At 34.2% G+C, this 12,706-nt stretch carries 12 protein-coding genes; 11 read left to right on the top strand and 1 reads right to left on the bottom strand.

Features of this window, described 5'->3' with window-relative positions; genetic code table 11:
• Positions 1-289 precede the first annotated feature (289 nt).
• Genes deoC through deoB form a run of 3 tightly spaced genes read left to right on the top strand, consistent with a single transcriptional unit; the run spans position 290 to position 3,055 of the window.
• Positions 290-976: a deoxyribose-phosphate aldolase gene (gene deoC / locus RHO11_05965; GenBank protein ID WVD62665.1), complete on the top strand. Its 687-nt coding sequence runs from the start codon at positions 290-292 to the stop codon at positions 974-976.
• Between the two features lie 26 nt (positions 977-1,002).
• A complete protein-coding gene (gene deoR, locus RHO11_05960; protein WVD62664.1) occupies positions 1,003-1,764 on the top strand; it encodes a DNA-binding transcriptional repressor DeoR in 762 nt (253 codons plus the stop codon).
• A gap of 58 nt (positions 1,765-1,822) precedes the next feature.
• Positions 1,823-3,055: a phosphopentomutase gene (gene deoB / locus RHO11_05955; GenBank protein WVD62663.1), complete on the top strand. Its 1,233-nt coding sequence runs from the start codon at positions 1,823-1,825 to the stop codon at positions 3,053-3,055.
• Between the two features lie 35 nt (positions 3,056-3,090).
• Here the strand turns inward: deoB and RHO11_05950 are convergent, their stop codons facing one another.
• Entirely contained in the window at positions 3,091-4,149 is a 1,059-nt protein-coding gene (locus RHO11_05950; GenBank protein ID WVD62662.1) for an FAD-binding protein, read from the bottom strand.
• Between the two features lie 137 nt (positions 4,150-4,286).
• On the opposite strand from RHO11_05950, the gene prlC reads away from it, so the two are divergent.
• The 8 genes from prlC (at position 4,287) to mraZ (ending at position 12,705) form a co-directional block, all read left to right on the top strand.
• A complete protein-coding gene (gene prlC, locus RHO11_05945) occupies positions 4,287-6,326 on the top strand; it encodes an oligopeptidase A (protein ID WVD62661.1) in 2,040 nt (679 codons plus the stop codon).
• 122 nt (positions 6,327-6,448) lie between these two features.
• On the top strand, positions 6,449-7,162 hold the full coding sequence (locus RHO11_05940) for a class I SAM-dependent methyltransferase (GenBank protein WVD62660.1): 714 nt from the start codon (positions 6,449-6,451) through the stop codon (positions 7,160-7,162).
• Between the two features lie 219 nt (positions 7,163-7,381).
• Positions 7,382-8,200, top strand: a complete 819-nt coding sequence (locus tag RHO11_05935) for a purine-nucleoside phosphorylase (protein ID WVD62659.1) — start codon at positions 7,382-7,384, stop codon at positions 8,198-8,200.
• An 80-nt stretch (positions 8,201-8,280) separates the two neighbouring features.
• A complete protein-coding gene (locus RHO11_05930) occupies positions 8,281-9,519 on the top strand; it encodes a nucleoside permease (protein ID WVD62658.1) in 1,239 nt (412 codons plus the stop codon).
• Positions 9,520-9,693: 174 nt separating this feature from the next.
• Entirely contained in the window at positions 9,694-10,605 is a 912-nt protein-coding gene (locus tag RHO11_05925) for a DMT family transporter (GenBank protein ID WVD62657.1), read from the top strand.
• Positions 10,606-10,736: 131 nt separating this feature from the next.
• Positions 10,737-11,432 carry a 16S rRNA pseudouridine(516) synthase RsuA gene (gene rsuA, locus RHO11_05920; protein ID WVD62656.1) on the top strand — a complete coding sequence of 232 codons (696 nt, stop codon included), beginning with the start codon at positions 10,737-10,739 and terminating at the stop codon, positions 11,430-11,432.
• A gap of 5 nt (positions 11,433-11,437) precedes the next feature.
• The gene (locus tag RHO11_05915; protein WVD62655.1) at positions 11,438-11,824 is read left to right on the top strand and encodes a gamma carbonic anhydrase family protein; all 387 of its coding nucleotides are present in this window, start codon (positions 11,438-11,440) and stop codon (positions 11,822-11,824) included.
• Between the two features lie 434 nt (positions 11,825-12,258).
• A complete protein-coding gene (gene mraZ / locus RHO11_05910; GenBank protein WVD62654.1) occupies positions 12,259-12,705 on the top strand; it encodes a division/cell wall cluster transcriptional repressor MraZ in 447 nt (148 codons plus the stop codon).
• Position 12,706 lies beyond the last annotated feature (1 nt).

Here is a 12,706-nt window from a genome sequence, read left to right as displayed (position 1 = left end):
AATAAACCGATAAGGTATATGATCAAAACGGTATAATATCTAAATGCTATCATTGCTATTTGTATTAAAAGCCATATGTGTATTGGTTTTATGCGTTATTTAAACTTAGCCAATGGTTTTTTAAGATTCATAAGTCAACATAAGTACTTGTTATCTGTTAATGACATAATTTGGCTATTTTTGTGATTAAAATAACATAATTAGATTAAATGTTATTTTAATTACTTTATATTGTTCATATAATAACAAATATAAATGGCATAAATTAATTTTTAATGGAGATATTGTTATGAGTTTACAACCTATTGATTACGCAAAATTTATTGATCACACCCTATTAAAAATGGATGCTAGTGAAAATGAAATTCGTACACTTTGCCAACAAGCGATAGAGCATCATTTCTTTTCCGTATGTGTTAATTCATGTTATGTTCCTTTAGTATCGAAGTTATTAGCAGGCTCAGATGTTAAAACTTGCTCCGTAATTGGTTTTCCATTAGGTTCATGCTTAACTTCAGTTAAGGCTTTTGAAACCAAAGCGGCTATTGAAGCTGGCGCTGATGAAATCGATATGGTTATCAATGTCGGTTTTTTGAAAAGCCATCGTATGGATGATTTTATTGATGATATCCGTCAAGTAAAAAAAGTGACACAGGCTAACGGTAAATTATTAAAAGTCATTTTGGAAACTTGTTTACTAACGAAGGATGAAATTAAATTGGTTAGCGAAATTTGCCGTGACTTGCAGGTTGAGTTTGTAAAAACGTCTACTGGTTTTAGTTATGGCGGGGCACTGGTTGAAGATGTCCGCTTAATGCGTGATACTGTTGGTTCGCAGTTAGGTGTTAAAGCATCGGGGGGTATTCGTGATAAGGCTACAGCGCAAGCAATGATTGAGGCAGGTGCAACACGTTTAGGATGTAGTGCTGGTGTTGCGATTGTGTCTGGCACAAAATCCAATAGTAACGGTTATTAGTATTCTTGACATAGAGATAATTAGTAATGAGTAAGCGAGAAGCTAGGCTAAATCAATTAATGGAATTATCACAGCATTATGATAATTTACACGTAAAAGATGCCGCTAAATTATTACATGTATCTGAAATGACTATTCGTCGCGATCTTAGAGATGTAGCTTCTTTTTCTCTTCATCTACTTGGTGGCTATATTGTCAGCAACAAAGAAAATAGTGATAATGGATCGCATTATTTTGTCTCAGAGCAACAACAGCATAATATTAGTGAAAAAATGCGTATTGGCCTATTAGCGGCTAAATTAATACAAAATAATGAGACAGTTTTTTTTGATTGTGGGACAACGATCCCCTATATTATTGATAATATTTCAGATTCCATTCATTTTACTGGTATATGTTATTCACTTAATGTATTTTTAGCATTACAAAAACGAGAAAACTGCAAAGCTATTTTATGTGGTGGCTTGTTTGAGAGTGATAATCTTATTTTTACACCGATTAATGAGTCATCGCCGTTAGATATTGTTTATCCTTCAACATCATTTATTTCGGCAGCTGGAATTTCATTTAAAGGGGTAACTTGTTTTAATTTAGCTGAAGTTAATTGGAAAATTAAGGCCATCAGACAATCGAGTCGTAATATTTTAGTCGCTGATAGTAGTAAATTTGATGAATTAAAATCAGCTTATTTTGCTCAGTTATCCGATTTTGATGTACTTATTAGTGAACAGATTGATGATAAATATTTATCTTATTGTCAGAAAAATAATATAGTCATTTATCAATAAATCTGTGTCAAAATAGTAACGAGATTATTGTCAGTATAAAAAATAGAGAGTAGCAATTATGAAACGTGTTTTTATTATGGTATTAGACTCCTTTGGTATAGGAGCAACAAAAGATGCTGACAAATTTGGTGATGTTGGCGCCAATACATTAGGGCATATTGCTCAATGGTGTGCAGAACATCGTAAAGATGTCAAAGGTAATGCCATGCCGTTACATTTACCTAATTTAAGTCGTTTAGGTTTAGGTAAAGCGGCCGAAGAATCTAGTGGGATTTTCCCTATTGGACTGGATAAAAATGCCGAGATTATTGGTTCTTATGGCTATGCGCAAGAGCTATCATCTGGTAAGGATACTCCCTCTGGGCACTGGGAAATTGCCGGTGTTCCGGTCTTATTTGATTGGGGATATTTTTCTGATAAAGAGAATAGTTTCCCGCCTGAATTACTTGATATATTGGTTAAAAAAGCAAATTTGCCTGGTTATTTAGGTAATTGTCATTCATCTGGTACGGTCGTTTTGGAGGAGCTTGGTGAAGAGCATATGAAAACCGGCAAACCTATTTTTTATACTTCTGCAGACTCTGTTTTTCAAATCGCTTGTCACGAAGAGACGTTTGGCTTAGAACGACTATATGAATTATGTGAACTTGCTAGAAAAGAGCTTACTGAAGGCGGATATAATATTGGACGAGTGATTGCCAGACCATTTGTTGGTAAAAAAGCAGGTCAGTTTGAACGCACAGGGAATCGTCATGATTATGCTGTTGAGCCCCCATCAGCAACTGTTTTACAAAAATTAGTGGAAGAAAAACAAGGTGAAGTTGTTTCAATTGGTAAAATTGCGGATATTTATGCTCATGTAGGGATCACCAAAAAAATTAAAGCAACAGGTATTGATGAACTCTTTGATGCAAGCTTACTTGAAATCAAGGCTGCACAAGATAAAACGATTGTGTTTACTAATTTTGTTAATTTTGATTCAGATTTTGGCCATAGACGGAATATTGAAGGTTATGCAAAGGCCTTAGAACAGTTTGATCGTCGTTTGCCTGAAATGTTATCACTAGTACAAGGTGACGATGTCTTGATTATTACTGCTGATCATGGGTGCGATCCGTCATGGCATGGTAGTGATCATACTAGAGAACATATTCCTGTATTAATTTATAGTCCAAATTTGCCAATCAAAAATCTAGGACTTTGTGAGACTTTTGCTGATATTGGTCAAACGGTTGCCCATTATTTTGCAATATCACCAATGGACTATGGTAAATCACTATTTAAATTTTAGTTAAAAATGAAATAATGCCGGCGAATGAGTCGGTATTATTTGATATTACTAATATGAGCGATTTTACTTTTCATAATCAGTTTACGTAAAAATGGTGTAGTTAAAATTTTTGCTTTGATAATTTTACTAAGTAGCTTTAAACGTAATTTCAAGGTTCTTTGATAGTAAGCTTTGTTCGGATTTTTAATATTATTATTGAAGATATTACTTAATGTTTCCGCACTATCAAAAGCATAACTAATTCCTTCTAAGGAGCTTGCGCTGATAAAGCCAGCAGCTTCACCAATCAAAAATATATTTTCATTGCCTACGTAAAAATCTCGCCAACGTTGTGGGTAAACAACAGAGCATTTCTCGGTTTTTAACGGTGGACCAAAAATGAAACCATTTTGTTCTAACTCTTGTTTAAGTTGTTCAAATTTTTCGTTTGCTGCCTTTTTTGGAAAGGCTCCGCCAAAAATGAAATAGTCATCTTTTGATATGCTCCAAGCATAGCAATTGGTCGTTTTATTATCAAAAATACAAGAGTAAAAAGGAACGGGATGCTTTTCGGCAAACCATTGTTGAATAGCAATATATTGTCGTAAGGTATGATTAGGGTAACGCATTCGTCGTACTAGTGAATTTGCACCATCAGCTCCGACAACGTATTTGGTTGTGATCACCTTCTCTTCATTATTTTCAATAAATGTTACTTGATAACCATCAATGATACGTTCGATATTTTTGCATAATGTATTGTGTCTAACATCAACATGAGTCGGAATCAGTGATTTAAGCCATAAATCAAATTTGTGGCGATTAAAATTAATATAGGTACGTTGATAGTTGCGCACGAGCTGTGTTTGCAAGTCATAAGTTTTAACACTAAAAATTTGTGGATTTGTTAAAATATCAGTTGGGAGGTTAAGATTAAAACGGATAAATGAACGTTGGGAATCTGTTGCTAATAATCCGCCACATGGCTTGTTAAATCCATCTGTTCCACAGCTAAGCTTTTTATCTAACCCCAGTACTTTAAACTTTGGGTCCAATAAACGTGCTAAAGTTGCACCCGCCGGTCCAAGACCCACAATGACGATATCATAATCCATATAGATAACTTGCTATTTTTATTTTTCGTTATTTTAGCTTAAGCTGTCACTAAATTATAGTAATTCTTCTCTTGAATTTATAAAATTTGCTCCAATATTAATTAAATAACTTAATCTGTATTCGTAAGGTACTTGCAATGACAAATCCACTATTAGCTGATTCAGAGCTACCTCTGTTCTCTCAAATTAAACCTGAGCATATATTACCTGCGGTTAAACAGTCTATCGCGCATTGTAGAGAGGTAATTGAAAAAGTTGTTCAACAAGATGAATATACGTGGAACAATTTGATTCAGCCGATTGATGAAGCCGATGAAAAATTTGGTCGTGTTTGGTCGCCTGTTAGTCACTTAAACTCTGTAAAAAATAGCAACGAATTACGCGAAGCTTATGAAGCTTGCTTACCGTTATTATCTGAATATAGTACTTGGGTTGGGCAGCATAAAGGGTTATATCATGCTTATAAATCGTTAAGCGAAAGTGCAGAGTTTAATCGTTTAAATAAAGCTCAGCAAAAAGCGATCACTAATGCATTACGTGATTTTGAATTATCAGGTATTGCGCTAGATGAAGAAAAACAAAAACGCTATGGCGAGATTGTTGCAAAATTATCGGAGCTATCCTCTAGTTATAGTAATAATGTGCTAGATGCTACAATGGGATGGACAAAGCTAATTACCAATATTGATGATTTAGCTGGTTTACCCGAAAGTGCTCTTGCTGCTGCAAAAGCTCAAGCGGAGGCTAAGGAACAACAAGGTTGGTTATTAACCCTTGATATGCCAAGTTACATTCCTGTTATGATGTATTGTGATAATCGTGAGTTACGTTATGAAATGTATCATGCTTATTCAACCCGAGCATCTGATCAGGGGCCGAATGCGGGTAAATGGGATAATACGAATAACATCAAACAGATATTAGCACTGCGTTATGAACTGTCTGAATTATTGGGCTTTGAAACCTATGCACACAAGTCTTTAGCAACAAAAATGGCTGAAAAACCACAACAGGTTATTGATTTCTTAAATGATTTGGCTAAAAAAGCGAAGCCTCAAGGAGAAGAAGAGTTAAGTCAATTGAAGCGTTTTGCTTACGAATATTATGGTGCAAGTGAGTTAAAACCGTGGGATATTACGTATTATAGTGAAAAGCAAAAGCAGTTTTTATATACCATTAATGATGAAGAGCTTCGTCCTTATTTTCCTGAAAATAAGGTAATTAGTGGCTTGTTTGCTGTGGTGAATCGTGTTTTTGGAATTACCGCTAAAGAGCGTAAAGATGTTGAAGTTTGGTCACCTGAGGTGCGCTTTTTTGATCTTTATGATAAAAAAGGTGATTATAAAGCCAGTTTTTATTTAGATCTCTATGCTCGTGAACATAAAAGAGGCGGAGCATGGATGGATGATTGTCTGGGACAGATGAGATTTGCTGATGGGCATTTACAAAAACCAGTTGCATTTTTAACCTGTAATTTCAATCGCCCAATTGGTGGTAAACCTGCGCTATTTACCCATGATGAAGTTACCACATTATTTCATGAATTTGGTCATGGTTTACACCATATGTTAACAGCTATTGAAACTGCATCTGTTGCTGGAATTAATGGTGTGCCTTGGGATGCAGTTGAATTACCGAGTCAGTTTTTAGAAAACTGGTGCTGGGAACCTGAAGCATTAGCTTTTATATCGGGTCATTATGAAACCGGTGAGGCTTTACCAAAAGAGATGTTAGATAAAATGTTGGAGGCTAAAAACTACCAAGCAGCACTGTTTATTTTACGTCAATTAGAATTTGGTTTATTTGATTTCCGTTTGCATTATGAATACTCTCCAGCTAAAGGTGCTTTAATCTTAGAAACACTGAAACAAGTTAGAGAAAGTGTTGCTGTAACACCAACAGTCGAGTGGGGAAGATTCCCTCATGCCTTTAGTCATATTTTTGCAGGAGGTTATGCGGCTGGTTATTATAGCTATTTATGGGCTGAAGTATTATCCGCAGATGCTTTCTCTCGATTTGAGGAGGAAGGTATTTTTAATGCTAAAACAGGTAATGATTTTCTTGACCATATTTTGTCACAAGGCGGTAGTGATGAACCAATGAACTTGTTTAAAAACTTCCGTGGGCGTGAGCCACAACTTGATGCTTTATTACACCATTATGGTATCAAAAAGTAGTTGAATATATAATAAGATGATTAAGAAAATAGTGCGCCGCAGATAGCGGTGCATTTTTTATCTATATTAATATATAGTAAATTATCAAATTGGATTGTTATCTTTTTTAAGATGGAATAAGCATGAACTTATCTGCTCTAGCAAATAATTGGTTAAGTCTCCACGATCTTGATGGCGTTTTTGCATTATCAACTGATAAAGGTTATTTAGAACTTTTAAAAACTAATGAACCCAAATTGGGTGGTATTTATGTTGATTTTGTCTCTGGTGCCATGGCTCATCGTAGACAATTTGGTGGTGGTAGAGGCGAAGCTGTTGCCAAAGCAGTTGGTATTAAAGGGGATTATTTACCCACTGTTATTGATGCAACAGCAGGGCTCGGCAGAGATGCTTTTGTTCTTGCAGCGATTGGTTGTAAAGTAACGATGTTTGAGCGTCATCCCGTCGTGGCTGCATTGCTTGATGATGGATTAAATCGTGCTTATCAAAATGTCGAAATCGGTAATTGGTTAATTGATCGTCTATCTCTAACTTATTCAAATAGTTTGGATAAATTATCGGATATAACTGATAAACCAGATGTTGTTTATCTTGATCCAATGTTTCCTCATCGTCAAAAAAGTGCTTTAGTAAAAAAAGAGATGCGGATTTTTCAGGAGCTAGTTGGCAGTGATAGCGATGCTGATGGTTTATTATTAAGCGCGCGGGAAATTGCTAAAAAAAGAGTGGTGGTAAAACGCCCTGATTATGCACCATTTCTTGCAGAACAAAAGCCAACATCTTCAGTTAAAACAAAAAATCATCGTTTTGATATCTATACACCCATTACAGCATAGTAAATGTTAGATTGCGTTAGAGTATTTTTTGATAACTCTTATTTTAATTTGATGTAGTACATCTTTTGTATTATTCAATCGTTATTCTCTGTTTAGAATAGTATATGTTAGCGGTATTTTCCTTTTTTCGCTAAAAATTCTCTTGTTTTTATAGACTTATTTTTAGCATACTATTAACATAACGCCATATTTTTATTTGGCTAAACAGGGAAACTTATTATGCATCACACATCGGATATTCAAGATACCGTTAATTATATAAAAAGATTATCTAGCAAAAAACCAACAATTGGGATTATTCTTGGCTCAGGCTTAGGTGCATTTGCTGATACCTTGCAAGATGCGGTACATATTCCTTATGATGGTATTCCTCATTTTGCAAAATCTGCAGCAGTTGGCCATGCTAATGAATTGGTCATTGGCGATATCGGTGGTAAAACTATTGTTGCTATGAAAGGCCGCTTTCATTATTACGAAGGTTTTTCACTAGACCAAGTGACTTTCCCTGTTCGAGTCATGAAAATGTTAGGTATTGAAAAACTTATTATTACCAATGCTTGTGGTGCAGTAAATACTAATTTTGCACCGGGTGATCTAATGCTGATTACTGATCATATTAATCTCACCGCAAATAATCCATTAATGGGGCCAAATAATCCAGAACTTGGCGTACGTTTTTTAGATGTGAGTGAAGTTTATAGTAAAAAATTAAGAAGTATTGTTCTGGATGTTGCTAAGGATTTAAACATTAAGTTACAGCAAGGTGTGTATGCATGGTGGACTGGCCCAACTTATGAAACTCCTGCCGAAATCAGAATGATCCGTGTTCTTGGTGCTGATGCCGTTGGTATGTCAACGGTACCAGAAGCATTAATCGCTCGTCATTCTGGTATTGAAACTATTGGGATTTCGTGTTTAACCAATATGGCATGTGGTATTTTAGATCAGCCACTGAGCCATGATGAGGTGATCGAGACAGCGAATCGAGTCAAATCAACTTTCTTAAAATTAATTACAGAAACAATTAATAAATTCTAATTAACGACTTTTAATTATATTTTTGTTTATTTTGATATGTTCTCCCAAGGGGGAACATATTTGTTTTTAAGGTGGAAATAATGAATATTAAACTTCGTTTGAAGACTATGTTATTTTTGCAGTATTTTATTTGGGGAAGTTGGTTAGTCACGCTAGGCGCTTACATGATAAAAACACTAGGTTTTAGTGGTATGGATGTCGGTGTCGTATATAGTTCTAAAGGTCTTGCTGCTATTTTAATGCCTAGCTTGATTGGGATTATTGCTGATAAATTTATGTCAGCAAAATACCTATATATGTTATGTCACACTGTTGGTGCCGTTTCACTTTTTTATGCCGCATCAGTTAATGATCCTACAGTCATGTTTTGGATTATGTTGATTAATATGTTTGCTTTTATGCCAACTATTTCATTATCAAATTCAATTAGTTACTATTATTTAGATAAAAATAAGTTAGATAGTGTCATTAATTTTCCTAAAATTAGGGTATTGGGTACAGCTGGGTTTGTGGTTGCAATGTGGACGATCAGTTTATTAAAATATGAACTAAGCCATGTTCAACTGTATATTGCTTCGGGTGCATCTTTATTATTAGTTATCTATTCTGCAACCTTACCATATATGACAATAGTAAAAAAAACGAGTCAAACCTGGGTATCTCGTTTAGGGTTGGACGCGTTTGTTTTATTTAAAAAGCCGACGATGTTTGTATTTTTCTTATTTGCGATGTTACTTGGTGCAGTATTGCAAATTACGAATACATTCGGTAGTCCATTTTTACACGATTTTGCTAAAATTCCAGAATTCCAAAATAGTTTGGTTGTGCAATTTCCTGCTATTTTATTATCTGTTTCACAGATCGCTGAAATGGGCTTTATTCTGACAATTCCATTTTTCTTGAAGAGATTTGGGATTAAGCAAGTCATGATTATGAGTATGATCGCATGGACGCTACGTTTCGGATTATTTGCGTTCGGTGATCCATCACCAATCGGCTTTACATTGTTGTTATTATCGATGATTGTTTACGGCTGTGCATTTGATTTCTTTAATATCTCTGGTTCTATTTTTATTGAGAAAGAAGTCGATTCAAATATTCGCTCTAGCGCTCAGGGACTTTATATGACTGTAGTTAACGGTTTTGGTGCTTATGTCGGCGCTCTAGTTAGTGGGAAAATCGTTGATTTATATACTGTTGATGGCGTAAAAGATTGGCAGAGTATATGGTTAATTTTTGCTGGGTATTCTTTATTATTGGCGATTATTTTCTACTTTACTTTTAATTATAAACCTCGCCAAGGACAAGATAAGCTATAACTATTTGGATTTTTGCAATAGTTTTTAATGTTATAGTGTGATTACTCTTATTTATGAACGGTAATCTTCATTTCTATTGGAATATGTAGTTACGCTGAATTAATATCTATTTGTTAGTTTAGCGTATTTTATGTTGTTTTAATGAAGAACATAAAATATTTAACGGATGATAATATGAAAGATCGACTTATTGGGGGACTCCTTGTTTTTTTAGGAGCATGTAGTTTTGGGGTATTGTCTTCTATCGTTAAAACAGCATATAAAGATGGCTATTCCCTAGGACAAGTGACCGGTGTGCAGAGCTTTTTTGGTATGATAATTTTATGGATGCTTTACGCTGTTTATAAAATATTTAGCCAGAAAGCTAAAGTTGTATCCTCAAAAAAACATAATAATAAATTATGGTTAGTTTTTTTATCTGGATTTTGCCCTGGTTTAGTCGGTATTTTTTATTATCAATGTGTTCAGTTAATACCTGCCTCAATCGCTATTATTTTATTGATGCAATATCTTTGGATTAGTGTCGTTATTGATTATTTAATTTTTAAAAATAAGCCAACTCCATTCCATCTTGGTATTGTCGTTATTATTATTGTTGGAAGTTGTTTAGCAGCAGGACTTTTTAACCAAAATATTTCCTTAAATTTGAAAGGGTGTGTTTTTGGTATTCTCGCTGCCATTACTTATTCGTTATTTATTACAACTAGTAGCCGAGTTGGTAACCACTTACCAAAATTAAAGAAAAGTGCCTTGATGATAACAGGTGCGTGTCTTATTACTTTTGTTTTATTTCCTCCTTTTTTCCTATTTGAACTCAATATCAATGATAAGTTGTATCAATGGGGAATCATATTAGCTCTATTAGGTACTGTTTTACCGCCATTTTTATTTTCAGTTGGTGTGCCTAAAGTTGGTATCTCACTCAGTGCAATTTTATCAGCTGTAGAACTTCCTGTTGCAGTTGTTGCATCTTATATATATCTAAAAGAGTCTATCTATTTTAACCAATGGTTAGGCGTTGGTTTAATCCTTATCGCAATGGTTTTACCAAATCTTAAGCATATAGTTCGAAGTAAACGTAAGTAAAAAAGTAAAATTATTTAGTGTATTACTATATGTATTGGCTAGTGATTTATCTTTTTCAAATAAAATAGATTGGTTAAAAGATTTTTTCATTTAAAATAGTAAAAATATATTACTTTAATAAATGTGTATTCATGCGATTAGATAAATTTCTTTCCCATCATTTAGGTATTAGCCGTAATTTAGTTAATAAAGAGTTGAAAGCGGCTAATGTTACTGTTAATGATCAGATAATTAAATCAGGCTCTTACCAAATTACTACTGAAGATGTGATTAAATATCAGGATAATGTGATAGAGCAGATTACTGAAAAACGTTATTTTATGCTAAATAAACCGCAAGGTTATGTTTGTTCTACCGACGATTCAGAACATCCAACAATTGCATATTTTATTGATGAGCCAATGGCTGATAAGTTACATGCTGCTGGTCGTTTAGATCTTGATACGACTGGATTAGTATTATTAACTGATGATGGTCAATGGTCACATCGTATTACTGCCCCAAAACACCATTGTCAAAAAACCTATTTAGTTAGTGTTGAAAGTCCATTAACTGAGTCACTTATTACACAATTTGAACAGGGGCTACAGCTAAATGGTGAAAAAGATCTCACTAAATCAGCTCAACTAGAAATCATCAGTGAATATCAGGCTAGATTAACAATTAGCGAAGGTAAATATCATCAAGTTAAACGAATGTTTGCTGCCGTGGGTAATCATGTTGTCGCTCTTCACCGCCAAAAAATTGGTTCCATTGAGTTGGATATTGCAGAAGGCGAGTATCGACCATTAACTGAAGAAGAGATAAATTCGATTAATGAGAGGTAAGCAATATGATTTATGCTTTAGCTGATTATACTCCTGATTTTAAATCTGCGCTTTATATTGATCCAACTGCTACGATTATTGGTAATGTTATTCGTGCTGATTTCGCCCCTATCATTATCGGTATTAATAGTAATGTACAAGATAATGTCAGTATCCATGTAGACTTAGATTTACCATGTGATATTGGTGCGAATGTTTCTATTGGTCATAATGCAATTTTGCATAGCTGCTGTATTGATGACAATGTTATTATTGGTATGGGGAGTGTTATTTTAAATAATACCAAAATAGCTAAAAATTGTATTATTGGGGCGGGCTCTTTAGTAACGCAGAAGTTACCTTATGAAGAGGGGGGGTTTGATTATGGGCTCCCCTGCCCAAATCGTACGTAAATTATCTGATGTAGAAATTAATAAGATTCAAATTAATGCCGATTATTATCGACAAAATGGTCTTAATTATAAAAATTCTTTACGGATTATTGATATTAATCAGTAATGTTCCTATTTAAATCATTATTTGATAACTTATTCGGTATTTTGCTAATAAGTTATCTTATCTCTTAGCTTCTAATTCTTACTCTTCTTCATTCCATTATCGCTATAGAAATAATTTATATGTTTGACCACTTCATTTTTCACCCTATTAGTGATCCACTAGTTTATTTTTAGTCGAAGTCGACATAAATTTATCGGTGAAATAACTATCATTTTTTGTTTTTTTGTGGTAAAAAGTGGAGAAAAGTGGCATTAAAATAAGTCATATAATAATTATTTGATTTTCAAGGAATTTTCATTCAATAGAATGATGGGATAAGACATAAGATATGTTTAGTGGTGCAATTTCAATTAATTTAGACAGTAAAGGGCGTTTAGCGATTCCAACTCGTTATCGTGATGTATTGTCTGAAGGATTAGTTTGTACCATTGGCTTACATCATCCCTGCTTAATGCTATATCCTTTTGGTGAATGGGAACTGATCCAACAAAAACTTGCTAAATTATCCTCCATGATCGATGTCGAAAGACGAATTTCCCGATTACTTTTAGGTCACGCAACCGAATGTCCAATGGATAATGCTGGACGTATTTTAATTCCGATGACTCTAAGACAGTATGCCAAATTGGACAAAAGTACAATGTTTGTGGGGCAATCAAATAAGTTCGAAATTTGGGATCAATTTAAGTGGCATGAGCAAATCGCTGAAGATATTGCGGCTATTCCTACGGATATTAGTGAATTATCCGAAAATTTGAAGTATTTAACAATTTAGT

It is taken from the genome of Orbaceae bacterium BiB (assembly GCA_036251205.1).
GTDB classification, from domain to species: Bacteria; Pseudomonadota; Gammaproteobacteria; order Enterobacterales; family Orbaceae; genus Orbus; species Orbus mooreae.
Note: the sequence above shows the minus strand (reverse complement) of the source record. Positions and strands in the feature narration are given on the sequence as shown.